At 46.0% G+C, this 25,517-nt stretch carries 17 protein-coding genes; 15 read left to right on the forward strand and 2 right to left on the reverse strand.

What is annotated here, in order from left to right; all coding sequences use genetic code 11:
- Nucleotides 1-39: 39 nt before the first annotated feature.
- The 5 genes from CPIN_RS09105 to CPIN_RS09125 all read left to right on the forward strand — a co-directional run bounded on the left by CPIN_RS09105 (nt 40) and on the right by CPIN_RS09125 (nt 12,377).
- Nucleotides 40-4,410 (forward strand): glycosyl hydrolase, encoded by a 4,371-nt coding sequence (locus tag CPIN_RS09105; protein WP_012789481.1) that lies wholly within the window; start codon nt 40-42, stop codon nt 4,408-4,410.
- 3 nt (nt 4,411-4,413) lie between these two features.
- Nucleotides 4,414-6,798, forward strand: a complete 2,385-nt coding sequence (locus tag CPIN_RS09110) for a glycoside hydrolase family 2 TIM barrel-domain containing protein (protein ID WP_012789482.1) — start codon at nt 4,414-4,416, stop codon at nt 6,796-6,798.
- Between the two features lie 9 nt (nt 6,799-6,807).
- Nucleotides 6,808-9,579: a family 78 glycoside hydrolase catalytic domain gene (locus CPIN_RS09115; RefSeq protein ID WP_012789483.1), complete on the forward strand. Its 2,772-nt coding sequence runs from the start codon at nt 6,808-6,810 to the stop codon at nt 9,577-9,579.
- A 300-nt stretch (nt 9,580-9,879) separates the two neighbouring features.
- Complete coding sequence (locus tag CPIN_RS09120) at nt 9,880-10,821, forward strand: pectinesterase family protein (RefSeq protein ID WP_245552096.1); 942 nt, start codon at nt 9,880-9,882, stop codon at nt 10,819-10,821.
- A complete protein-coding gene (locus CPIN_RS09125; RefSeq protein ID WP_012789485.1) occupies nt 10,803-12,377 on the forward strand; it encodes an MGH1-like glycoside hydrolase domain-containing protein in 1,575 nt (524 codons plus the stop codon). The genes CPIN_RS09120 and CPIN_RS09125 overlap by 19 nt, the downstream gene beginning before the upstream one ends.
- On the opposite strand, the gene CPIN_RS09130 is transcribed toward CPIN_RS09125, so the two are convergent.
- Nucleotides 12,374-13,000 carry a hypothetical protein gene (locus CPIN_RS09130; RefSeq protein WP_012789486.1) on the reverse strand — a complete coding sequence of 209 codons (627 nt, stop codon included), beginning with the start codon at nt 12,998-13,000 and terminating at the stop codon, nt 12,374-12,376. The genes CPIN_RS09125 and CPIN_RS09130 overlap by 4 nt on opposite strands.
- 64 nt (nt 13,001-13,064) lie before the next feature.
- Nucleotides 13,065-13,256 carry a hypothetical protein gene (locus CPIN_RS09135; RefSeq protein ID WP_012789487.1) on the reverse strand — a complete coding sequence of 64 codons (192 nt, stop codon included), beginning with the start codon at nt 13,254-13,256 and terminating at the stop codon, nt 13,065-13,067.
- 393 nt (nt 13,257-13,649) lie between these two features.
- On the opposite strand from CPIN_RS09135, the gene bglX reads away from it, so the two are divergent.
- The 10 genes from bglX to CPIN_RS09185 all read left to right on the forward strand — a co-directional run bounded on the left by bglX (nt 13,650) and on the right by CPIN_RS09185 (nt 25,515).
- Nucleotides 13,650-15,905 carry a beta-glucosidase BglX gene (gene bglX, locus CPIN_RS09140; protein WP_012789488.1) on the forward strand — a complete coding sequence of 752 codons (2,256 nt, stop codon included), beginning with the start codon at nt 13,650-13,652 and terminating at the stop codon, nt 15,903-15,905.
- 227 nt (nt 15,906-16,132) lie between these two features.
- Entirely contained in the window at nt 16,133-16,987 is an 855-nt protein-coding gene (hisG, locus tag CPIN_RS09145; protein WP_012789489.1) for an ATP phosphoribosyltransferase, read from the forward strand.
- Between the two features lie 116 nt (nt 16,988-17,103).
- Nucleotides 17,104-18,393 carry a histidinol dehydrogenase gene (hisD, locus tag CPIN_RS09150; protein WP_012789490.1) on the forward strand — a complete coding sequence of 430 codons (1,290 nt, stop codon included), beginning with the start codon at nt 17,104-17,106 and terminating at the stop codon, nt 18,391-18,393.
- A gap of 11 nt (nt 18,394-18,404) precedes the next feature.
- On the forward strand, nt 18,405-19,460 hold the full coding sequence (gene hisC / locus CPIN_RS09155) for a histidinol-phosphate transaminase (RefSeq protein WP_012789491.1): 1,056 nt from the start codon (nt 18,405-18,407) through the stop codon (nt 19,458-19,460).
- A gap of 78 nt (nt 19,461-19,538) precedes the next feature.
- Nucleotides 19,539-20,675, forward strand: a complete 1,137-nt coding sequence (gene hisB, locus CPIN_RS09160) for a bifunctional histidinol-phosphatase/imidazoleglycerol-phosphate dehydratase HisB (RefSeq protein ID WP_012789492.1) — start codon at nt 19,539-19,541, stop codon at nt 20,673-20,675.
- Between the two features lie 424 nt (nt 20,676-21,099).
- Nucleotides 21,100-22,509, forward strand: coding sequence for an anthranilate synthase component I family protein (locus CPIN_RS09165; RefSeq protein ID WP_012789494.1), 1,410 nt, complete (start codon nt 21,100-21,102; stop codon nt 22,507-22,509).
- A 1-nt stretch (nt 22,510) separates the two neighbouring features.
- On the forward strand, nt 22,511-23,080 hold the full coding sequence (locus CPIN_RS09170) for an anthranilate synthase component II (protein ID WP_012789495.1): 570 nt from the start codon (nt 22,511-22,513) through the stop codon (nt 23,078-23,080).
- Between the two features lie 10 nt (nt 23,081-23,090).
- Nucleotides 23,091-24,086 carry an anthranilate phosphoribosyltransferase gene (gene trpD, locus CPIN_RS09175; RefSeq protein ID WP_012789496.1) on the forward strand — a complete coding sequence of 332 codons (996 nt, stop codon included), beginning with the start codon at nt 23,091-23,093 and terminating at the stop codon, nt 24,084-24,086.
- Complete coding sequence (gene trpC / locus CPIN_RS09180) at nt 24,083-24,883, forward strand: indole-3-glycerol phosphate synthase TrpC (protein WP_012789497.1); 801 nt, start codon at nt 24,083-24,085, stop codon at nt 24,881-24,883. The genes trpD and trpC overlap by 4 nt, the downstream gene beginning before the upstream one ends.
- The gene (locus tag CPIN_RS09185) at nt 24,880-25,515 is read left to right on the forward strand and encodes a phosphoribosylanthranilate isomerase (protein ID WP_012789498.1); all 636 of its coding nucleotides are present in this window, start codon (nt 24,880-24,882) and stop codon (nt 25,513-25,515) included. The genes trpC and CPIN_RS09185 overlap by 4 nt, the downstream gene beginning before the upstream one ends.
- Nucleotides 25,516-25,517: the final 2 nt, after the last annotated feature.

A 25,517-nucleotide genomic window follows, 5' to 3' on the forward strand; every position in this document is an offset into this window, starting at 1 on the left:
GGAAAAAGTTCCATTAGCACAGTCCTCTGATAAATAGTTATGAAAAAGTATTGCTTACTGATCATATTGCTGATAAGTGTATATGCCGGCAAGGCGCAAAATCTGGACAGTCTGTTCTGGCAGCCGCCTGCTATGGCCAAACCCTGGGTATTCTGGTACTGGATGCATGCCAGTATATCAAAGGAGGGTATTACAGCCGATCTGGAAGCAATGAAAGAAGCAGGTATTGGCGGTGCATACCTGATGCCGATCAAGGGGAAAGCCAATCCGCCTTATATCAATCCACCTGTAGAGCAGTTAAGTCCTGCCTGGTGGGAAATGGTGCGCTTTGCACATAGTGAAGCTGCCCGTCTTGGCTTACAGCTGGGGATGCATTTTAGTGACGGATTTGCGCTTGCAGGAGGTCCCTGGATCACACCCGCCCAGTCTATGCAGAAAGTGGTATGGTCAGCTACAGCTGTTAAAGGAGGGACTGACTTTAATGAGATACTATCCCAGCCACCTGTCAATGAAAAATACTATCGCGATATAGCCGTACTGGCATTTCCTTCGGTAGCTCCGCAGCCACAAACACCAGTGGTGACGACCAGTCTGCCGGGTGTAGCCGCTCAATTCCTGGCACTGCCGGGTAGTAAGGAAAGTTTTCGCAGTCAGGATCCCTGCTGGATCCAATATGCTTATGAAAAACCCTTTACCTGCTATGCGATCACGATCAACACAAATGGTAACAATTACCAGTCGCATCGCCTGCGTATTGCCGTAAGTGACAATGGTGTGGATTTTCGCCCTGCGGGTAAACTGGAAGCACCTCGCCATGGTTGGCAGGATACCGATGCTCCGGTGACACATGCAATTACACCCGTCACTGCCCGTTACTTCCGTTTTTATTATGATAAAGAAGGTGCAGAACCAGGGTCAGAAGACCTGGATGCGGCGAAATGGAAACAAAGTCTGAAGGTGGCAGGTATCCTCTTATCTGATCAGCCGCGTATTCATCAGTTTGAGGGCAAGAGTGGTGCTGTATGGCGTATCAGTCCGTATACCACGACAGCACAATTGCCAGAGAAAGATTGTATTCCCCTGAATAAAATTATTGATCTCACGCAGCAACTCGATGCTGGCGGACGTCTGCATTGGAAAGCGCCTGCCGGTAACTGGACGATATTGCGTATCGGTCATACCTCTACCGGACATACCAATGCAACTGGTGGCGCAGGTAGCGGACTGGAATGTGATAAATTCAGCAGTGCCGCTGTACGAGTACAGTTTGATCACTGGTTTGGAGAGGCGAGACGTAAAATAGGTCATGCACTGGCGGATACTGTATTGAAAGTATTTCATGTGGATAGCTGGGAATGTGGCAGTCAGAACTGGTCAGCCGGTTTTCGTGATGAATTCCGCCGTCGACGTGGATATGACCTGTTACGTTATCTACCGGCAATGGCAGGTTATCCGGTACAAAACGCACAAACTGCCGAGACCTTTTTACATGATGTGAGAGCTACGATCACAGAACTTGTACAACAAAACTTTTATGATACATTGACGGCATTGGCTCACACACATGGCTGTCTGTTTACAGCTGAAAGTGTAGCGCCTGTGATGCCGGGAGACGGTATGCAGCATTATCAGTCCGCCGATATACCTATGGGCGAATACTGGCTGCGGAGTCCGACGCATGATAAACCCAATGATATGCTGGATGCTATTTCCGGTGCGCATATTTATGGCAAACAGGTTATACAGGCAGAAGCGTTTACAGAACTACGGATGCGCTGGGATGAACATCCGGGTATGCTGAAGTCACTCGCAGACCGCAATTATGCGCTGGGTATTAACAAACTGGTGTATCATGTTTTCGCACATAATCCCTGGACGGACAGGCAACCGGGAATGACGCTGGATGGTATCGGGTTATATTTTCAACGTAATCAGACCTGGTGGAAACCAGGAAAGGCCTGGGTTACTTATGCACAGCGGTGTCAGGCTTTATTGCAACAGGGAAGACCGGTTGCAGATATTGCTGTATTTACAGGAGAAGAGATCCCTCGCAGAGCGATATTACCGGAACGGCTGGTAAATATATTGCCGGGATTGTTTGGTGATAGTCTGCTGGCTTTTGAATCACAGCGGATGGCCAACACAGGCGGTCCTTTAAGAGAAATGCCTCTAGGCGTTACCGCATCTGCAAATATCACAGATCCAGTTAACTGGGTAGATGCCCTACAGGGATATCACTATGACTCATTCAACAAAGATGCCTTACTAAGACTGGCTACTGTTAAAGATGGCAACATTGTATTGCCGGGAGGCGCTGTGTACAGGCTGTTAATATTGCCCGGTGTAATGGCCATGTCGCCGGAAGGAAATCTGTTATCCCGTGAGACGGTCTTTCATCTCAGAAGATTAGTGTCCCAGGGAGGAACGGTGATGGTGAATGGTCCGTTAAGATCACTGGAAGCCCCTGACAGTATGATTGTATTGCAAGGAAAAGATGTATTGCAGGGACCATGGCGCAATACCTCTTTTGCTGCATTAGGGTTAATGCCTGATCTGCTGGTGAAGGAAACGAGTGGTAACAGGGCCAATGGCATTGCATGGACACATCGTACTGCACCTGATTATGATATTTACTTTATCTCCAATCAACAGGAGATAGCGCGTACCATTCAACTGTCCTTCCGTGTCAGTGGTAAACTGCCTGAAATATGGGATGCCGTTACCGGTGAACAACGTACAGCAACGGACTGGCAAATAGTTGCTGGTCGTACAGAACTGTCTTTACAACTGCCTGCCAGTGGTTCATTGTTTGTTATTTTCCGCAAACCTACTCCGCAGTCATCCATGCATCATGCGCCTAACTGGCCAGCATTCAATACAATTAATACCCTGAATAATGACTGGAAAGTCAGTTTTGACAGTGCGGTTGGCGGCCCTTCAGCTCCCGTGGTATTCAATGAACTGAAGGACTGGAGTAAAGATGATAATGACCAGATCCGGTATTATTCCGGTACCGCGTATTATAGAAAGACTTTCAACTGGAACAGGCGGAAACAGGATACTATCTCCCGTGTATTCCTGGATCTGGGCAAGGTGGCTAATCTGGCAGCTGTAAAGGTAAATGGGCTTGATTGTGGTATCACCTGGACGCCTCCATATAAAGTCGATATTACCACTGCTATTCGTGAAGGAGACAATGAACTGGAAGTAGCTGTGACAAATACCTGGGCGAATCGTCTGATTGGCGATACTGCATTGCCTGTGGATAAACGTATCACCCGTACAACAGCGCCTTTAAAACTGGATAAGACGCCATTACAGGAAGCTGGTTTACTCGGACCTGTTGTATTGCAACAGGAACGTGTGACGGCAGGTGGAGAAGTGGCGCAATCAGTTATGCAGCAGGTTTACCAGGAGATAAAAACGCCTTATAAATACGGAATGGTGATGGTGCCTGCAGATGATAGCAAGAAGCTGGATTGTCCGAGTATTTTCAGGAAAGGCCGCAAGTGGTACATGGTGTATATCATCTATAATGAAGGTCGCGGTTATGAAACCTGGCTGGCAGAAAGTAAGGACCTGTTACACTGGAAGACCAAAGGCAAAATGATGTCATTTGCAGATAGTTCTACTACCTGGGATGTCAATCAGCGTGCAGGTTATATCTCTTTACAGGATCATGTATGGGGAGGTAATTATAAGTGGTACTCCTACAAAGGGAAACACTGGATGAGTTATATCGGTGGTGCGCAGCATGGCTATGAACAGGGCTTATTGTCTTTGGGTATTGCCAATACCCGCAAACGTATTACCCGGGCGCATGAGTGGAAAAGATTAGATAAACCTGCCTTGATGGCGACAGACAGTAACGCAGGCTGGTGGGAGAATAATACTATTTACAAGAGTTCTGTCATCTGGGATCAGACGAATACCACCGCACATCCTTTTGTGATGTATTACAATGCAAAGGGGGATAGTCTGAAACCTAAACGGGGAAAAGAACGTATCGGTATGGCAGTCTCAGACGATATGGAACATTGGAGCAGATATGGTAAAGATCCTGTACTGGATCACTTTACAGGTATCACCGGCGATGCGGTGATACAACGTATGGACAATATGTGGATCATGTTTTATTTCGGCGCTTTCTGGAAGAACCGGCCTACTGCCTTTAACCGTTTCGCCTGTTCATATGATCTGGTGCATTGGAGCGATTGGAATGGCCCGGACCTGATCAATTCTACAGAAGATTATGATGGTCGTTTTGCACATAAATCATTTGTGATCAAATATAAAGGAGTGGTATATCATTACTACTGCGCGGTGAATCAGAAAGACCAGCGGGGTATTGCGGTAGCCACATCTAAAGACCTTGGAAAAAGTACACTTCATTTCATAAAAGCTAAATAGATCATGCGTTGTTTGTTGATAGTTTTTCTTGTTTGTAGCTGTTGTATATCGGTAAAAGCGCAGCGTGTACAGTCATTTGATGACAACTGGTTATTCTGGCGGGGTGCTGCACAGGGAGCAGAAGATACTTTGTTTAAGGATACAGACTGGCGTAAGGTATCCTTACCGCACGACTGGAGTATTGAAGATTTACCAGGTACGCAGTCGCCTTTCAGTAAAGGTGCATTGAGTCAGGTGAGTGGCGGTTTTACGACGGGTGGTACAGGTTGGTACCGTAAGCATTTCAATGTACAGTTGACTGATAAGGGCAAACGTATCGTGATACAGTTTGATGGTGTATATATGAATGCGCAGTTGTGGATCAATGGTAAGAAGCTGGGAAAACATCCTTATGGATACACCTCTTTCTGGTATGATATTACACCCTATGTGCGCTATGACAGAGAAAATATACTGACTGTCAAAGTAAGGAATGAAGGGGAGAATAGTCGCTGGTATGCGGGTTCGGGCATATACAGACATGTATGGATGAATGTGCTTGAGCCGGTGCATGTAGCGCAGTGGGGTACTTTTATTACTACACCCGATGTGAATAAACAGCGTGCTACCGTGAACATAACAACGCGTGTGAACAATAATACAGCGACAGCTGTTACAGCTACTTTATTAACACGCGTGTTAGATGCAAAAGGTAAAATAGTGGCAGCGAATAAAGGGCAGCAGCTGATCGGCGCCGGAAAGGATAGTGCATTGCAACAATCATTCATTGTACCATCCCCCTTGTTATGGGATCTTACTTCTCCTGTATTATACACTGCGGTTTCCTATGTATATGTGGATAATGTGTTGAAGGATAGTGTGACGACTCCTTTTGGTATCCGTACGATTACAGCAGATGCACAAAATGGGTTTCAGCTGAATGGTAAAACGATCAAACTCAAAGGCGGTTGTGTTCACCATGATAACGGTCCGCTGGGAGCTAAAGCATATGACAGGGCAGAAGAAAGGAAAGTGGAACTACTGAAATCCAGTGGTTATAACGCGATCCGTTGTTCACATAATCCACCATCACCCGCTTTCCTGGATGCCTGTGACAGACTGGGGATGCTGGTGATAGACGAGGCGTTTGATATCTGGAATGATGGTAAGAATCCGGAAGATTATCACTTGTATTTCGAAGAATGGTGGCAGCGGGATATCGAGAGTATGTTGTATCGTGACCGGAATCATCCTGCTATTGTAATGTGGAGTACCGGTAATGAAATCCCGCATCGGGAAAAACCTGAGGTGGCAAAGGTAGCGCGTATGTTGCGCGATCATATTCGCAGCATCGATATAACACGTTTTATTACCTGTGGTGTAAATGGTATTGCGCCTGATAAAGATGCATTCCTTTCCACACTGGATATCGCAGGGTATAACTATGCCCGTACGCAATATGTAAAAGATCATGAAAGGGTTCCCCAACGCGTGATGATGGCGACAGAATCCTTTGCCATCGAAGCAGCAGACTACTGGATGGAAGTAGTAGATCATCCATGGGTAATCGGCGATTTCGTATGGACGGCTTTTGACTATATAGGAGAGGCCAGCATCGGCTGGTTGGGATATCCACAGCAACAAAGTTTTTATCCATGGAATCTGGCCTATTGTGGTGATATCGATGTCTGTGGATGGAAACGTCCGCAGTCTTATTACAGAGACGCATTGTGGATGCCGGAACAGCTGTCACTGTTTGTAAAACCACCTGTACCTTCTTTTGATACCAATACACATAAAATAGAATGGAGTCAATGGGAATGGCATGATGCGAGAGATAGCTGGAACTGGGAAGGATATGAAGGTAAACCATTGGACGTAACGGCTTATACTTCTTATGAGGAAGCAGAATTATTCCTGAATGGAAAATCGCTTGGTCGTAAAAAAGCAGGCAGAGAAAATAAGTTTATGGTGGTATGGCAGGCGCCGTATTCCCCTGGAAAACTCAGTGTTATCGGGTATAATGGTAAAAAGAAATCAAAAGAAGTAGTGTTGCAGACTGCAGGTAAGACTACTGCTATCAAGTTGTCGGCAGACAGGCAACAGGTCCATGCAGACGGGCAGGATCTGAGTTATGTAACAATTACACTGACAGATGCGGATGGTAATATTTCTCCTGATGCTGCCCGGTTATTACAATTCAGTATTAGCGGACCAGGTACTATTGTCGGTGTTGGGAATGCCAATCCTATGAGTACAGAGAGTTGTCAGCAGTTACAGCGGAAAGCCTGGAGAGGTAAATGTCAGGTGATTGTGAAAGCAGACAAACAGGCCGGGGATATCCACTTAACGGTGCAAGGTGCAGGTCTGCCAGCAACAACAATGAAGATTATCGCTACTGCCAAATAAAAAGATCATATGAAGCAATGCATGGGCATATGGCTGCTTTTTTTATCGCTGCAAACCTGGGGACAGCAATTACAGGTGGTGCATCTGAGAACGGATAATAAGACGAATCCCCTTGGATGCCAGCTGTCGCCCCGTTTAAGCTGGCAGTTGTCAGCCTCGTATAATAATTGCGTACAACAGGCATATCAGCTGCAATTTTCTGATGATAGTACTACACTCAATAGTAAGAAGCATACAGGTAAGCATGTTGAAAGCGCGGATCCTTTTTTGACATTACCGGCCGCCTTTGCTGGTATAACCTTGTTACCCGCTCATACTTATTACTGGCGTGTGCAGGTATGGGATAAAGCAGGGAGACCTTCCGGATGGAGTGAAGTCGCCAGTTTTATAAATGCCCTCAATGGCCCCGCCGACTGGAAAGGCGCCAAATGGATAGGGTATGAGGATGTGGTAGATTCCATGCGGGTGGTACCAGGTGTGCATAATGGTACGGATAAGTTTTACCAGAAACATAAAGCGAGACAACGGACTATCGTGCCTTTATTCCGGAAGGCGTTCAGCGTACAGGGGAAGGTGAAAAGTGCATTGTTGTATATCAGCGGACTGGGACAGTATGAAGCGAGTCTGAATGGTGTGCGGCTGGGAGATAATTTCCTGGCGCCGGGTTGGACGCATTATGACGAAACAGCGTTGTATAATACATACGATCTGACCAATGTGCTGCAGGCAGGTGAGAATGCATTGGGCGTGATTGTGGGTAATGGATTCTTTAATGTGAATAAAGAACGGTACCGCAAGTTGTCGGTTGTGTATGGTATGCCGAGAATGATCTGCAGGTTGCTGATCACGTATGAGAATGGAAAGACAACGAATATTGTTTCGGGTACAGACTGGAGAACAAGTGCTTCTCCCATAACTTTTACCAGCATCTATGGAGGTGAAGATTATGATGCCGGAAAAGAACAATCAGGATGGGATCAGCCTGGATTCAATGATACAGAGTGGAAGCCGGCGATAGTGGTAAAGGCGACAGAAAAACGATTGTTGCCGGAGGAAGATTATCCGGTGAAAGTGATGGAAGTACTGCCGGTACGGCGTATTACACAGCCACAACCTGCTGTGTATATGTATGACTTCGGGCAGAATGCATCTGGTATTATCGGTTTGAAGATAAAAGGAAAGAAAGGGCAAACGGTAAAGCTGATACCAGCAGAATTAACCAATGATAAACAGTTGGCTAATCAGAAAGCGACCGGTAGTCCGTATTATTTTAGTTATACTTTAAAAGGTGATGGTATAGAAACCTGGCAACCGCGGTTTTCTTATTATGGATTCCGTTATGTGCAGGTGGAAGGAGCCGCGCCAGATACCGCTGTGCATACAGGCGATGTGCCAGAAATCATTTCACTGGAATTGCTGCATACCCGCAATGCGGCCCCGGTGAATGGAACCTTTTCCTGTTCAAATGATTTATTCAATCGTATCCATACATTGATATTATGGGCGATTAAAAGCAATATGCAGAGTGTGTTGACGGATTGTCCGCATCGGGAAAAACTCAGCTGGCTGGAACAGGATTACCTGATGGGTAATGCGATACAGTATAGTTATGATATTGACCTGTTATATCGTAAGCTGATCCGTGATATGAAAGAAGCGCAGACAGGTGAGGGACTGGTGCCGGATATTGCACCCGAATTTGTCTTTTTTGATGATCATGGTTTTGGGTTCAGGGATTCACCGGAATGGGGGAGTGCAGGTGTGATCGTACCCTGGCTGCACTATCGCTGGTATGGAGATAAGACTGTCATCAGTGATGCATATCCGATGGTGAAAAAATATGTGGCATACCTGGGTGCAAAAGCGCAACACAATATACTCTCATATGGTCTGGGTGATTGGTTTGATAATGGTCCGCAGCGACCGGGCGTCGCGCAGCTTACCCCTAAGGGCGTCACGGCTACTGCGATTTACTACTATGATCTTGTGCTGGCGGGTAATATGGCTGATCTGTTAGGGAAAACAGCGGAGGCAAAGGCGTTCCGGGTGCAGGCAGATAAAGTGAAAGCGACCTTTAACGGCGAATATTTCCATACGGGAACGAAGGTATATTCAACTGGTAGTCAGACGGCTATGGCGATGCCGTTGTGCGTGGGGCTGGTTGAGGAACAATACCGTCAGGCGGTGTTCAGTAATATGGTAGATTCCATTCGTCAGCAGCGTAATCAGCTGACTGCCGGAGATATTGGCTTTCACTTCCTGGTACAGGCTTTACAGGAAGGAGGGGCGTCTGATCTGCTGTATGAGATGAATAACCGGAGTGATGTGCCGGGGTATGGTTTTCAGTTGGCGAAGGGGGCTACTACTTTGACGGAATCCTGGGCCGCACTGGAGCAGGTGTCTAATAATCACCTGATGTTGGGACATCTGTTGGAATGGTTTTACACCGGATTAGGAGGTATTACGCAACAGGCGGGTTCAATAGGGTATAAACAGCTTCAGATCTGTCCGGAGGTAGTGGGTGACATTACCTGGGTTAAAACATCCTATAATACCCCTTACGGCACTGTGCGTAGTGAATGGGAGAAGAAAGATGGCGGGATGTTGTTTCGTATCAGTATTCCCCCTAATAGCAATGCGATTGTTAAGCTGCCGGCTAAAAGGGAGGGGCGTATAACCGCAGATGGAAAGCCACTGAACAATCAGGATTTATCCTTCGAAAAAGAGAGGGTTGTAATGTATTTAGGTTCAGGTGATTATGAGTTTTCTACGTTCAAATAAGGGATAAGTTGATGGTTCTCAATATGATAAGTGTTGATTCTTCGATGTACAACGAAGGTATGCCGTTATCAGACCGGTATCTATCCGTTCCGGAACGAAGAGATATGGTCGTAATAACGGCGTAATGACGTTATAATACGAAGAGGTAACCAGGAAAGCGCCCTCCGGTAACGATTGCGTAAATAAAGCCTTTCTGGAGTTGCAAAAAGCAGGAGAAATTTTTTAGCTTGTCACTGTCCACGTGCGATAAAATTCCTTGTTATGAAGAAATGCTTTCTTATAATTTTGTTTCCGTTTTTTTTGTTCTTAACTGCCTCCCTGCGCGCACAGGATCCCCGTGCTCGTCTGGTAGTGGCAGCGGATGGAACAGGCGATTATAAGACGATCCAGGAGGCGGTGAATGCAGTCAGGGATTTTACTTTATTCCGGGTGACTATTTTTATCCGTAAAGGTATATATCACGAAAAGCTATGTATTCCCAGCTGGAAATGTACAATTACCTTACAGGGGGAGGACAGGGACAGTACGGTCATTACCAATGCAGATTATTCAGGAAAAGTATATCCTGGGAAGGATGCATCCGGGAGGGATAAATTCGGCACATTTACCTCTTATACTGTATTGGTAGCCGGAGACGATATCATTGCCGAAAACCTCACTTTTGAAAATGCTGCGGGTCCGGTAGGACAGGCAGTTGCGCTTCATGTGGAAGGGGATCGTTGCCGGTTCCGTAATTGCAGGTTGCTGGGCAACCAGGATACCTTATATGCCGGAAAAGAAGATAGCAGGCAGTATTACCAGGATTGTTACATAGAAGGCACGACCGATTTTATATTCGGTGCTGCGACGGTATGGTTTGAAGGCTGTACGATCCACAGTAAAAGAGATTCTTACATTACAGCCGCTTCTACGACACAACGGCAACCTTACGGGTTTGTATTCAACCATTGTAAATTAACCGCAGACAGCGTCGCTAAAAAGGTGTTTCTGGGGCGTCCCTGGAGACCTTATGCAGCAACTGTCTTTATGAACAGCATCCTGGGGCCGCAGATACTAGCGCAGGGCTGGCATAACTGGGATAAGAAAGAAAATGAACTGACTGCGAGATATGCTGAGTATCATAATACGGGTGCCGGCGCAACGCATGATAAGCGTGTGGCCTGGTCCCGGCAGTTACCGGCGCAGTCGGCAAAAGATATTACACTCACTAAAGTATTTGGCAATTGGGATCCGTTAAAGTAATTATCGCTGTTTGTCTGTTCCTGCCTTTGCGTTTACTGGCGCAGCAGGTGAATGTTTCTTCCGGGAAGGCAATGACACTGGAACCGGTGCTGAAGAAGTACGTGGACCGGTTTAATAGTCTTGACTCGGAATATGTGAAAAACTATGTGAGTAATGCAGATGCCTTTGACTGGCTGAAAGCGAACGTACCTTTACTGGATTGTCCGGATAGTACTATCGAGCAGACATACTATTACAGATGGTGGACTTTCCGTAAACATCTGAAAGAAACGCCTGATGGCTTTATCTTCACTGAATTTATCACCCCTGTTAAACACGCCGGCAGGTTTAACGCGCTTAGTTGCGCCTTTGGGCATCACGTGTATGAAGGCCGCTGGTTACGTAATACCACTTACCTGGATCAATACATACAATACTGGTATCTGAAAGATGCACAGCAGAAAGCTCCCCGTTTTCATCAGTTCAGCAGCTGGGCCGCTGACGCGGTATACAACCGTTTCCTGGTAGATGGTGATAGCAGCTTTGTAAAAGTATTACTGCCGGCTATGGATGAAGATTATCGGCTGTGGGAGAGAGAAAAACGCTTACCTGATGGACTGTTCTGGCAATTTGATGTAAAGGATGGCATGGAAGAATCTATCAGTGGCGCACGGAGGGAAAAACATACGCGTCCCACTATCAGCAGTTACATGTATGGCAATGCCAATGCACTCGCAAAGATAGCAACGATGGCAGCTAACGATACTTTGCGTACGCGTTATACCGCTGATGCAAAAAAGATCCGCAATCTGGTACAAACACAGCTCTGGGATGATACTGCTGCTTTCTTTAAAGTAAGACAGGTCATTAAAGGCAGCGAAACTACCCGCTTTTCCAATGCGCGTGAACAGATCGGTTTTATTCCCTGGTATTTCGACCTGCCGGCAGATAAGTCTAAGTATGCGGCTGCCTGGGAACAGTTGACCGATACCAGCGGGTTCGATGCGCCCTGGGGATTAACGACTGCTGAAAGAAGGCATCCGCTGTTTCGCTCTCATGGTAGTGGTGGTTGTGAATGGGATGGCGCGATATGGCCCTTTGCTACTACACAGACGCTGAAAGGACTGGCTAACTTACTGACACATTATAAGCATAAAGATGGAATGACACCAGCCGTTTATTACAATACACTACTGGTGTATGCCCGTTCCCAACAGAAGAACGGTGTACCTTATCTCGGAGAATACCAGGATGAGCGTACTGGTTACTGGTTAAAAGGGGATGATCCAAGGAGTAGTTATTATAATCATTCTGGTTTTTGTGATCTGGTGATTAATGATCTGATCGGGTTGAAGCCCCGGGCGGATGGGAAGCTGGAATTGTATCCGTTGATTCCGCAAGGAAAGTGGGATTGGTTTTACCTGGAGGGTGTGCCGTATCATGGGAAGGTGGTGAGTGTGAGATGGGATAAGACAGGGGAGAGATATGGAAAAGGGAAGGGGCTGAGGATTGTTGTGGATGGGAAGGAGGTGTATAGTGGGAAGGGGTTAAACAGGGTGGTGGTGAAGGGATTTTAGTTACTGGGCCAAAGGACTTCTTTTCGTGGGATGAAATAGCCTTTTATCAGGTTGGGGTTGCGGATGCAGATCTGGATATGGGTTTTGTCGAGGAAGCCGGAGTTTTTGTAGACTTCTTTGCCTTCGAAGAATGCTCCTCTTACAGAGTCAAAAGGAAAGTCTCTTTCTCTTTGCACTATTGTGTGTATATTTTTTATCACTCTACAATCCAGTTTCCTAAGTGTTCTGTCGTTAGTTTGTTCATTTCCTCTCGGATTGATGTTTTCTGGAAGTTTATTTCTTTCCATTTGTGCAGTTTTTTGTAACATATTAAATGATACTTTTAATAGGTCTATGTACTTTTTATCAGTGAAATCCAGACAATTCCCTAAGTTGAAAACTGCGCCAAGTACTGCCGGATGATCGATTTTAACATTAGGAGGTGGATTACTTGCGTAGTGATACGCCCGTTCATAATTATTCTGCCAGAAATAAATTCCATCGCCCAGCCAGTCCCAGGTATTATTACTGGAACTTAGCGATGTTTTTCCATTGATAATATCATCCCTCAATTCTTTAGGACAACCATGGAAACCGATAACCAGACCTGGGTCTGCTGAATAGATATATTTGGTGGGTTTCATATACGTCAAACAATAATGTGGTGTAATTAAGTAATAGATTTTAAGTGTTTAATAGCTAAGCGTATTATTTTATGTCAATGTTACGTTTTGCCCTCTTTTTTGGTGTTGATTTTTTAATAGGTGGATCCATGGGTATGAGAAGATCTCTAATTCCCATTTCATCTATAAAGCGGCTAGCAGCTTCTCTGGACGAAGTAACTTCACGCATTTGCCGGATAAGTGCATTTTTAAGTCTTAGATAGGCTTGATGTGTCATTATATAGAGTTTAAGATGTTGAAAAATGTTATGAAATATGCAAAATCAGTAACTAAAATATCTTAAGTGTTCGAAGGCGTTTACAGGTAGCTTCCCGCGATTCTTGAATAAGCGCCTTTTTGAGTTTTAAATAAGTCTGATGGTCCATTTTATATAGTTTTAAATGTATTTAAGAAATATAGAAAATACAGTAACACAGCCAGTAACCTGACCGTCTGTATGCATATAATTTAAGGGAGTATTTCGCAGTGTAGTAATACAAAACTACATCATATTTTCTGTGCAGTATCATCTCACCCCTTATATCATCCATAATGAACAAACTGAACAAGAACACCTCCATTCCAAACTTTTCCTACCTTTAAGCCCACTTTAACTCTAAACGACACAGTTATGAAGAACCCGAAGCGCCTGCTCGTAGCCACCCTGCTACTGGCAGCTCTCAGCGTGAAGGCACAAACCCCTAAGCAGACCTTCGTGAATAGTCTTATTAAGCGGATGACGCTGGACGAAAAAATAGGCCAGCTTAACCTGCTCACCAGTGATATGGATGTTACCGGACCATTTATGAAGCCGGGATATAAAAAAGACGTTGAAGCCGGTCTTTGCGGCTCCATATTCAATGCCTATACACCGCAATATACCCGCCAGTTGCAGGAAATGGCCATGAATACCAGACTGAAAATACCGCTGTTATTCGGGTATGATGTTATCCACGGACACAAAACGATCTTCCCCATTCCATTGGGAGAAGCCTGTACCTGGGATATGGCTCTGCTGGAACAGAGCGCCCGTATCGCCGCACAGGAAGCCAGTGCCGATGGCTTACAATGGACTTACTCCCCAATGGTAGACATCGCCCGTGACCCCCGCTGGGGCCGTGTAGCTGAAGGCGTAGGAGAAGATACCTGGTATGGCGTACAGGTGGCGAAAGCCAAGGTAAAAGGCTACCAGGGTTCGGATCTCTCTGCTAACAATACCATCCTGGCCTGTGTAAAGCACTTCGCTTTATATGGTGCTATTGAAGCGGGCCGCGATTATAATACGGTAGACATGAGCCGCCGGCAGATGTACCAGTATTATCTGCCGCCTTATAAGGCCGCCATTGATGCTGGTGTAGCTACTGCCATGACTTCCTTTAATGAGATCGACGGTACGCCGGCTACAGCTAATAAATGGCTGCTGACTGACCTCCTGAGGAAAGACTGGGGCTTTAAAGGCTTCGTGGTGACAGACTATACCGCTATCAATGAAATGATTGCCCACGGAAACGTAAAAGACGAATATGAAGCAGGTGCTGCTGCCCTGAATGCCGGCGTCGATATGGATATGCAGGGTGGTATTTTTGCCGGACAACTGAAAAAGCTGCTCCAGGACAAAAAGGTGACCCTGAAGGAAATTGACAGCGCCGTATACCGTATTCTGGCGGCTAAATATGACCTGGGCCTGTTCAAAGACCCTTTCAGGTACTGCGATACTGTCAGAGCCGCAAAAGAGATTATGTCTGCTGAAAACCTGGCTGCTGCCCAGAAGATCGCAGAGCGCTCTATCGTATTGCTGAAAAACGAGAACCAGCTGCTGCCCCTGAAGAAGGAGGCGAAAATCGCCCTGATCGGCCCACTGGCTGACAGTCAGCGGGATATGATCGGCAACTGGTCAGCTGCAGGCGACTATACCAAAGCGGTTACCCTGCTGGAAGCCCTGAAGAAAAGATCCGCCAACGTGCAATACCTGCCCGGAGCGCATTATACCCAGGACACCACCCTTTATAAAAGAGCCACCCAGAAATTAAAGCTGGATGCAGCAGATACTGCTAATCGTCAGCAGATGCTGGCAGCGGCTGTTGAACTGGCCAGGAAGTCTGATATCGTGGTAATGTCACTGGGAGAATCCCAGGGTATGACCGGAGAGGCTGCCAGCCGTTCTAATATCAGTATTCCGGAAAACCAGCGGGAGCTGCTGAAGGCGGTATATGCCACCGGTAAACCGGTAGTCCTGGTATTGTCAAATGGCCGTCCGATAACACTGGAATGGGAAAATGCTCACATCCCGGCGATTCTGGAAACCTGGTTCCTGGGCACAAAAGCCGGTGATGCCATTGCCTCTGTACTGTTTGGCGACTACAATCCTGCCGGTAAGCTGACCATGAGCTTCCCGCGTAATGTAGGGCAGATACCTATCTACTATAACCATAAGAACACGGGCCGTCCGATGAACCCGTATAATAAATACTCTTCCAAGTACCTGGATACGGAAAATGACCCGCTGTTTCCATTCGGATATGGGCTGAGCTACACTACATTCAGCTATGGAGACCTGAAACTGAGCAAACAGCAGATGGCTGCTACAGACAAATTGCACATCAGCATCCCGGTGACTAATAATGGCAATTTTGACGGAGAGGAAGTGGTACAGTTGTATGTAAGAGACCTGGTAGGCTCTGTGACCCGCCCGGTAAAAGAGCTGAAAGGCTATAAAAAGATCTCCCTGGCAAAGGGTGAGACAAAGACCGTGACCTTTGAACTCTCCGTGGAAGACCTCAAGTTCTATGACAAGGATATGCGCTGGAAGGCAGAACCGGGCGATTTTACCGTATTTGTAGGTACAAATAGCAGGGATGTACAGTCAGCAGGGTTTACATTAAAATAATGGTCAATAAGGCAAAAATTAGTTTGATTATTCAAAATAGTTATTACCTTCGCATCGTTATTTCAAACTATGAGCATTAACGTACATACACATCATCACCATCATTCTTACCGCGCAGGTAGGCTGGGATGATTTTATGTACTAAATAATAAAAACATTAGAACATAATCAGGGGCTTACCAAATGGTAAGCCCCTTTTTTGTTTTCACCGGAATATTGTTAAAAACATGAAACTGAGAATTGCTATTCAGAAATCAGGTCGTTTACACGACGACTCCATCAAACTGTTGAAAGAATGTGGTATAGACATCAACAACGGTGTTAATAAACTGAAAACAGAAGCCAGCAATTTTCCGCTGGAGGTATTCTTCCTGCGTGATGATGATATTCCGCAATACGTTGAAGACGGTGTGGCAGATATCGGTATCGTAGGTGAGAACGTGATCATTGAAAAAGCCCGTCCTGTGAAGATTGCAGAGAAACTGGGCTTTGGTAAATGCCGTCTTTCCCTGGCAATACCAAAAGCAGCGGAGTACAACGGCGTAAAGGATATGGATAAACTGCGTATCGCTACCAGCTATCCGGTTATCCTGCAAAACTTCCTGAATCAACACAATATCACTGCTGATATCCACGAGATCAGTGGTTCTGTGGAGATCGCCCCTGGTATCGGTCTGGCGGATGCTATCTGTGACCTGGTAAGCAGCGGTTCCACCCTGTTCATGAACGGTCTGAAGGAAGTAGAAGTGATCCTGAAATCTGAAGCAGCACTCATCAGCAATGATAACCTGACACCTGAGCAGGAAGCACTGTTACAGAAACTGCTGTTCCGCATACAGTCTGTAAAGAAAGCGAAAAACAATAAGTACGTACTGCTGAACGCTCCTAATGATAAACTACAGGAGATCATCAGCCTGTTGCCGGGTATGAAAAGCCCTACCGTTCTGCCACTGGCAGAAGAAGGCTGGAGCTCCGTGCACTCCGTACTGAATGAGAATGCTTTCTGGGATATCATTGAAAATCTGAAAGCTGCCGGTGCACAGGGTATCCTGGTAGTACCGATCGAAAAGATGATTATATAATAATCAGTATAGGAATAAGCAGCTTTAAGTTATTGGCTGCTTATTTCTTCGAGACAGGAATTAAATATGAACCAATTCTTAATTCCTAATTCTTAATTCCTAATTCCTAATCGCGCATGCAGGTATTCGAATATCCCGAACGCTCACAATGGCCGGAATTACTGCAAAGACCGGTTTTAGATACAACAGCACTGGAAACCAGTGTAGGCAATATACTCGCTGCTGTTAAACAGGACGGTGATACAGCTGTACGCAGATATGCACAGCAGTTTGATAAAGTACAGCTGGAAGCCCTGGAAGTCACTCCCGCAGAATTTGCCAAAGCAACTGCATCACTCGATGCAGCACTGAAAAAGGCCATCCTTCAGGCGAAACATAATATTGAGGTTTTCCACAAAGCACAACAGGAACATACCAAGGTGATCGAAACGATGCCGGGTGTACAGTGCTGGCGTAAACCTGTCGCTATTGAAAAAGTAGGATTATACATTCCCGGAGGTTCCGCTCCGTTGTTCTCTACCATATTAATGCTGGGTATCCCTGCCATGATCGCCGGCTGTAAGGAGATCGTACTCTGTACACCATCCAACGCTGCCGGAGAAGTACATCCTGCGGTATTGTTTGCCGCACAGGAAGTAGGCGTGGAGCGCGTATTCAAAATAGGCGGTGTACAGGCAATCGGTGCAATGGCTTACGGGACGGAAAGTGTACCTCGTGTGCATAAAATATTTGGTCCGGGTAACCAGTACGTGACCTGTGCAAAACAGCTGGTGAATAAAAGCGGCGTAGCGATCGATATGCCTGCAGGACCATCAGAAGTAGCCGTACTGGCAGACGAAACATGCGTACCTGCATTTGTAGCGGCAGACCTGCTGTCTCAGGCAGAACATGGTCCGGATAGCCAGGTATTACTGGTTACTACAGCGCCTGAAATCATCGCGGAAGTACAACAGGAAGTAGCGGCGCAACTGGCACAGCTGCCACGTCAGGATATTGCTGCACGTGCACTGGAAAACAGTCGCATACTACTGGTAAAAGATACCGCTGAAGCAATGGAATTGCTCAATGCATATGCTCCTGAGCACCTGATTGTAGCTTGTAAAGATGATATTGCTGTTGCCGATGCAGTAGTCAATGCAGGTTCTGTATTCCTGGGTAACTACTCTCCGGAGAGTGCCGGTGATTATGCATCAGGAACAAACCATACACTGCCGACCAACGGTTACGCAACTGCTTACAGTGGTGTGTCTCTGGACAGTTTTGTGAAGAAAATTACCTTCCAGCGACTGACACAGGAAGGACTGCAACAGATAGGCGCAACGATAGAAACGATGGCAGCAGCAGAAGGACTGGATGCACATAAAAATGCAGTAACAGTACGTCTGAAACAAAAGGCTCAATCATAAAATCTACTACAATGTTCGATCTTAATAGCTTACTACGCGACAATATAAAACGCCTGGTGCCTTACTCTACCGCCAGGGATGAATTCAAAGGAGAAGCTTCTATTTTCCTTGACGCCAATGAAAACAGCTTTGGCTCTCCGCTGCCGGTTAACTACAACCGTTACCCGGATCCGATGCAGTGGAAAGTAAAATATAAACTGGCAGATATTAAGGGTGTACCACCACAGAACATCTTCCTGGGAAATGGCAGTGATGAAGTAATAGATGTACTGTACCGCTCTTTCTGTCGCCCGGGTGTTGACAACGTGGTACTGTTCCCGCCTACGTACGGCATGTATGAAGTGAGCGCAAATATCAACGATGTGATCGTAAGAAAAGTCTCGCTCACACCTGATTACCAGATAGACATGGCCGCTTTACAGGAGGCAGTGGACGAGCGCACAAAACTGATCTTTATCTGCTCTCCGAATAATCCTACCGGTAACTCTATCAACCGTAGTGACATCGAAATGATCCTGAATAACTTTGATGGTATCGTTGTAGTCGATGAAGCTTATATCAACTTCGCCCGCCAGAAAACATTTATATCAGAACTGACAGAATATCCTAATCTCGTCGTGATGCAGACCCTGTCTAAAGCATGGGGCCTGGCGGCACTGCGTGTAGGTATGGCATTCGCCGGAGAAGATATTATCAATGTACTGAACAAGGTAAAACCGCCGTACAATATCAATCAGGCAGCGCAGGATCTGGTGCTGGAAGCACTGGATAACATCACCCAGGTGAATGAGTGGATCCGTGAAACAGTGATCGAAAGAGATAAGCTGGCGGCAGGTTTAATCGGTCTGCCACAGGTACTGGAGGTATATCCGAGTGACGCCAACTTCCTGCTGGCAAAAACAACGGATGCAAAAGGTATTTACAATCACCTGGTAGAAAAAGGTATTATCGTGCGCGACCGTTCCAAAGTAGAACTCTGTAATGGTTGTCTGCGTATTACCGTTGGTACACCGGAAGAGAATACCGTGCTGCTGGAAACAATCGCACAGGTTGCCGTAAACGCATAATACCAGGAAAGATATCAAACCGGCAGTCACAACGACCGCCGGCTCTACAAACACAAAGCGCCATAATAAAACAGTATAATGAAAAGAGTCCTCTTCATAGACAGAGATGGTACCATGATCAAAGAAGTACCGCCTACTTACCAGATTGACAGCCTTGAAAAGGTGGAGTTCTATCCTAAGGTATTTACTTATCTGGCCCGTATTGCAGCGGAGCTGGATTATGAACTGGCGATGGTTACCAACCAGGATGGTCTGGGTACCAATAGCTTCCCTGAAGCTGATTTCTGGCCTGCACAGAATTTTATTCTGCGTTCCTTTGAGAATGAAGGTGTGAAGTTTGACGAGATTTATATTGACCGTTCTTTTCCGCATGAAAATGCACCTACGCGTAAACCACGCACGGGTATGCTGACAAAGTATTTCTCTCCTGAGTATGATCTGGCGAATTCATTTGTGATCGGTGATCGTATTACAGATGTAGAACTGGCAAAGAACCTGGGTGCAAAGGCGATCTGGCTGAATGAAGGTACCGGTCTTGGCGGCGCTGAAATCAAAGACAGTGCGGCTGCATTGAAAGATACCATTGCGTTGGAATCTACAGATTGGGAAAAGATCTATGAGTTCCTGAAAGTGGGACTGCGTACTGTAACACATACGCGTACCACTAAAGAAACAGATATCACTATCTCGCTGAACCTCGATGGTACAGGTAAAGCTGATATCGAAACAGGTCTGGGTTTCTTTGATCATATGCTGGATCAGATCGCACGTCATGGCAGCATTGACCTGACGGTAAAAGCCAAAGGTGATCTGCATATTGACGAGCATCACACAATCGAAGATACCGGTCTGGCACTGGGAGAAGCAATCGCACAGGCGCTGGCTGACAAGAGAGGTATTGAGCGTTATGGTTTCTGTTTGCCGATGGATGATTGTCTGGCACAGGCTGCTATTGACTTCGGTGGTCGCAACTGGATCGTATGGGATGCGAAATTTAGCCGTGAGAAGATAGGAGAGATGCCGACTGAAATGTTCTTCCATTTCTTCAAATCATTCTCTGATGCGGCAAAATGTAACCTGAACATTAAAGCGGAAGGTGAAAACGAACACCACAAGATTGAGGCGATATTTAAAGTATTTGCCAAAGCGATCAAGATGGCGGTAAAACGCAATCCGATGAATATGCAGCTGCCAAGCACGAAAGGCGTACTGTAATGGTAAGCAGCCATGTGCCGGGGAGGGGGGAACGCCAGGAAAAAAGCGGAGGATAAGGCAAGGGCTTACCTGCGACGCCTGCATATATTGTGATTATCAACAGACATATCTGAAAAATCGTGAAATGATAAAACCGGTTATTATTAATAGAAAATCAATAAATACCCGGGAACTTATCACTTTACAAAGAATCTCAAAAAAAATTTGCATGTTTTCAAAAAAGACCAGATATTTGTTCTGCAAGAAATTAAAACATGAAGACAGTTATTACAAACAAGCATTGGTGGTGGCACAATATCAGATCCTGATAGAGTGTTACAGTGCCATGTTTCGTAATGAAATATAATTTGGAAGGCCCGCTGTTACACAGCGGGCCTTCTTCGTTTTTCAGATAGTCACCCAACAAAACTCAATCACAAATCCAATGGGTAGTATTCAAGTCAAATCAAAATTCAAGAAAATGCTGGCAGACGTGTTCACGCCTGTTGGTATTTATCTGCGGCTCCGCGACAAATTCCCCGGTACGGTACTGCTGGAAAGTACTGACTATCGTGCCAGCGAAAACAGCTTCTCCTTCATCTGCATTCAGCCGATAGCAGGGATAGAAGTGACCAGTACAAAGGATTTTGAATTTAAATATCCTAACCTCCCGCCCGAAAGAAAGCAACTGAAAAACAAACAGAGCGTACTGGATGAGTTGCAGAAATTCCTCGGTAATTTCTCTTTCGCCGATAAGCCTGTACTGCCTGTCGTACACAGCCTGTTCGGATATAGTACATTTGAGTCCGTTCAGTTCTTCGAAACAATAGAATTCAATAAGGATAAGCAGAACGGGAACACTATCCCGCTGATGCGCTACCGGTTCTACCAATATATCATCGCCATCAATCACTTCAAAGACGAACTGTATTTATGCGAAAACCTGGTAGATGGCCTTGATAGCGAGTTTGATCACATCGAATCACTTATCAGACAGAAAGATGTGCCCAGCTACGGATTCAAGGCAGAAGGCGGAGAAAAGAGCAACCTGACGAATGAGCAATTCATGGAAATCGTCGAAAAAGGTAAACAACACTGCTTCCGCGGAGACGTTTTCCAGGTGGTACTCTCCAGAGCCTTCCAACAGCAATTCAAAGGCGATGAATTCAATGTGTACCGCGCCCTCCGCTCTATCAACCCTTCTCCCTATCTCTTCTTCTTCGATTACGGTGATTACAAACTGATGGGCTCTTCTCCTGAAGCTCAGCTTATCATCAAAGATAATAAAGCCATAATTCACCCGATAGCAGGTACCTTCAAACGTACCGGTGATGACGAGCAGGACCGTGAACTGGCAGCCAAACTGCTGGAAGATCCGAAGGAAAATGCAGAGCATGTAATGCTGGTAGATCTGGCACGTAATGACCTCAGCAGACTGGCAACCGACGTGGAAGTAGAATCTTACAGAAAGATCCAGTACTATTCACACGTTATTCATCTGGTAAGTGAAGTGACCGGTAAGATCCAGCCCGGACTCAATCCTTTCTCCCTGCTGGCAGCCACTTTTCCTGCAGGTACCTTATCAGGTGCGCCAAAGTACAGAGCGATGGAAATTATCGATGAAAATGAGCCGACCGCACGTGGTTTCTATGGTGGTTGTATCGGTTCTGTAAGTTTCAACGGCGACTTCAATCACGCTATCATGATCCGCTCCATACTGAGCAAAGCGAACACGCTTTATTACCAGGCAGGCGCCGGTGTAGTGGCAAAGTCTGTAGCATCATCCGAACTGGAGGAAGTGAACAATAAACTGAATGCATTAAAACAGGCCATCATCCTGGCTCAAAATATCTGACATGAACATTCTGGTGTTTGATAATTACGATTCTTTTACCTACAACCTGGTGCACCTGGTGGAAAAGATCATCAATGGTAAAGTGACGGTGGTACGCAATGATGAAATTCCATTAGAGAAAGTAAAAGACTATGATAAAATCATTCTCTCTCCTGGTCCCGGTATTCCTGAAGAAGCAGGATTACTGCTGCCGCTGATCAAAGAATATGCGCCAAGCAAATCAATCTTCGGCGTTTGTCTGGGTCAACAGGCAATAGGAGAGGCTTTTGGTGCGAAACTAATCAACCTGAAAGATGTGTACCACGGTGTAGCTACCAATGTGAACATTACTGCAAGAGACGGCAGACTGTTCAACGGCTTGCCTGATACACTGGAAGTAGGTCGTTATCACTCATGGGTGGTGGACGAAGCCACATTGCCGGCAGAGCTGACTATAACAGCAAAAGACGACAATAACTATATCATGGCGCTGCAACACAATACATATGATGTGAGTGGCGTACAGTTCCACCCGGAAAGCGTACTGACGCCACGTGGTGAACAGATCCTTCGTAACTGGTTGAATGCATAAATTCCGAGTAATGAAAAAGATACTTAATTACCTTTTTGAACATAAAACATTTACCCGTGAGGCAGCCAAAGAGATACTGATCAGTATTTCCAAAGGCATGTACAATGAGAGTGAACTGGCGGCATTTATGACCGTGTTCCTCATGCGCAGCATTACGGTAGAAGAACTGCTGGGTTTCCGCGACGCATTACTGGAACTCTGTATCCCGGTTAATCTGAACGGATATGAAGTACTGGATATCGTAGGTACCGGTGGCGATGGTAAAAATACTTTCAACGTATCCACACTCTCCTGTTTCATCGTAGCAGGCGCTGGTGGAAAGGTGGCGAAACACGGTAACTACGGGGTATCCTCCATCAGTGGCGCCTCCAACCTGATGGAATCAGCCGGATATAAATTCAAAAACGATGACGCCAGACTGAGAGAGGAACTGGAAGAAGCAGGTGTTTGTTTCCTGCACGCTCCTTTGTTCCACCCTGCGTTGAAAAATGTGGCAGGTATCCGTCGTCAGCTGGGTATCCGTACGTTCTTTAATATGCTTGGTCCGCTGGTAAATCCGGCTTTTGCACAGCATCAGCTGATCGGCGTATATAGCCTGGAACTGGCAAGGGTATACAATTACCTGTTCCAGCAGACTGACAAGCAATATGCGATCGTTTATAGTCTGGACGGTTATGATGAGATATCCCTGACAGCAGATACACGTGTTATTACCAATGAAGGTGAAAGAGACTGGACGCCTGAGCAGTTGGGTAAACGCAAGGTATATCCTGAAGATATCTACGGTGGTAATACGGTGGAAGCAGCCTCCAAGATCTTTATGAAAATCCTGAAAGGGGAAGGTACATGGGCACAGAACTCTGTAGTAATGGCTAACGCCGCTATGGGACTGTACTGCATGAAAAAATATGATAACTACGCGGATTGTTTCCAGGCAGCTGTTGAGTCACTGGAATCAGGCGCAGCACACAACGCGTTTAAGAAGTTGATAAGCTTGCAATCATGAAAAATATCCTTACAGAAATAGTAGCCCATAAGCATGTGGAAGTGGCAGCCCGCAAACAACAGCGGAGTGTGGAAGAGCTGGAACAGGCATCCTGGTTTAAGTGCACCTCTTTGTCACTGGCGCAGTTTCTGCAGGATCCTGCAAAGACAGGTATCATTGCAGAGTTCAAAAGGCGTTCTCCTTCAAAAGGATTGATCAACGGCGACGTAACCGTACAGGACGTGACCACTGCTTATACCCGCTATGGTGCATCCGGATTATCAGTACTGACAGATGAGAAATTCTTCGGTGGTTCTTCTGATGATCTGCAACAGGCGCGTATACTGAATAATATTCCGATCCTGCGTAAGGACTTTATCGTAGACGAGTATCAGATTGTCGAAGCAAAAGCGATCGGTGCTGACGTGATCCTGCTGATTGCAGAATGTCTCACAAAAGCAGAAGTGGCCCAGCTGGCGAAGTTTGCCCACAATCTCGGACTGGAAGTATTGCTGGAAGTACATAGCGGCGATCAGCTGGAAAAGGTGACTGATCATATACAGCTGGTAGGTGTGAATAACCGGGATCTGACAACGTTCAATGTCGACTTTAACCGTTCCTGCGAACTGGCGCCACAGATACCTGCAGATAAATGTAAAGTAGCAGAAAGTGGTATCAGTAATACAGATGCAATCCTTACGCTGAAAGCAGCAGGTTTCCAGGGATTCCTGATCGGAGAACATTTCATGCGGCAGGAAAATCCACCGAGAGCATTTGAACAATTTGTAACAGAACTGGCCAACAAATCAGCAAAATGAAAATAAAGGTCTGCGGTATCACCCGGAAAGAAGACCTGCAAAGACTGGTCGAATACCAGGTGCATTATGCCGGTTTAATATTTTACGAAAAGTCTCCCCGCTTTGCAGCGCCGAAGATAGATGGACGCACTGTAAGGGAGATAGCTGGTATCAAAAAAGTAGGTGTGTTTGTAAACGCGTTGCTTGAACAGGTACAACGTACGATACTTGATTACGGGCTGGATATGGTGCAGTTGCACGGTGATGAAACGCCTGCTTTCTGTGCTGCTATCCGTGAACAGGTACAGGTGATCAAAGCTTTCAGATTAGGGGAGGACGTTAACTGGTCAGCGCTATTGGCCGCATATATACCGGTGACAGATTATTTCCTGTTTGATACAGAAGCGGGTAAGGCTTATGGCGGTACCGGCAAACGTTTCAACTGGGAATTACTACAGACATATCCATATACGCATCCTTTTTATCTGAGTGGAGGTATCGGGCTGGACGAAACACCTGAACTGCTGGAATTACAGCTGCCGGCTTTATTCGCAGTAGATGTGAACAGCAGATTTGAGGACCGGCCGGGTGTGAAGAACATGGAAAAGGTGCGCTTATTTACAGATCAGATTCAATCAACTTATTTAAAATAATC

This window comes from Chitinophaga pinensis DSM 2588 (assembly GCF_000024005.1).
Taxonomy (GTDB): domain Bacteria; phylum Bacteroidota; class Bacteroidia; order Chitinophagales; family Chitinophagaceae; genus Chitinophaga; species Chitinophaga pinensis.

Coding starts and splice junctions, on each gene's coding strand:
- CPIN_RS09135 (WP_012789487.1), bottom strand. CDS start 13,256: ATGACACATCAAGCCTATCTAAGACTTAAAAATGCACTTATCCGGCAA.
- hisG (WP_012789489.1), top strand. CDS start 16,133: ATGAAACTGAGAATTGCTATTCAGAAATCAGGTCGTTTACACGACGAC.
- trpC (WP_012789497.1), top strand. CDS start 24,083: ATGAAAAATATCCTTACAGAAATAGTAGCCCATAAGCATGTGGAAGTG.
- hisB (WP_012789492.1), top strand. CDS start 19,539: ATGAAAAGAGTCCTCTTCATAGACAGAGATGGTACCATGATCAAAGAA.
- CPIN_RS09130 (WP_012789486.1), bottom strand. CDS start 13,000: ATGAAACCCACCAAATATATCTATTCAGCAGACCCAGGTCTGGTTATC.
- CPIN_RS09105 (WP_012789481.1), top strand. CDS start 40: ATGAAAAAGTATTGCTTACTGATCATATTGCTGATAAGTGTATATGCC.
- CPIN_RS09170 (WP_012789495.1), top strand. CDS start 22,511: ATGAACATTCTGGTGTTTGATAATTACGATTCTTTTACCTACAACCTG.
- bglX (WP_012789488.1), top strand. CDS start 13,650: ATGAAGAACCCGAAGCGCCTGCTCGTAGCCACCCTGCTACTGGCAGCT.
- CPIN_RS09110 (WP_012789482.1), top strand. CDS start 4,414: ATGCGTTGTTTGTTGATAGTTTTTCTTGTTTGTAGCTGTTGTATATCG.
- CPIN_RS09115 (WP_012789483.1), top strand. CDS start 6,808: ATGAAGCAATGCATGGGCATATGGCTGCTTTTTTTATCGCTGCAAACC.
- CPIN_RS09165 (WP_012789494.1), top strand. CDS start 21,100: ATGGGTAGTATTCAAGTCAAATCAAAATTCAAGAAAATGCTGGCAGAC.
- trpD (WP_012789496.1), top strand. CDS start 23,091: ATGAAAAAGATACTTAATTACCTTTTTGAACATAAAACATTTACCCGT.
- CPIN_RS09185 (WP_012789498.1), top strand. CDS start 24,880: ATGAAAATAAAGGTCTGCGGTATCACCCGGAAAGAAGACCTGCAAAGA.
- hisD (WP_012789490.1), top strand. CDS start 17,104: ATGCAGGTATTCGAATATCCCGAACGCTCACAATGGCCGGAATTACTG.
- hisC (WP_012789491.1), top strand. CDS start 18,405: ATGTTCGATCTTAATAGCTTACTACGCGACAATATAAAACGCCTGGTG.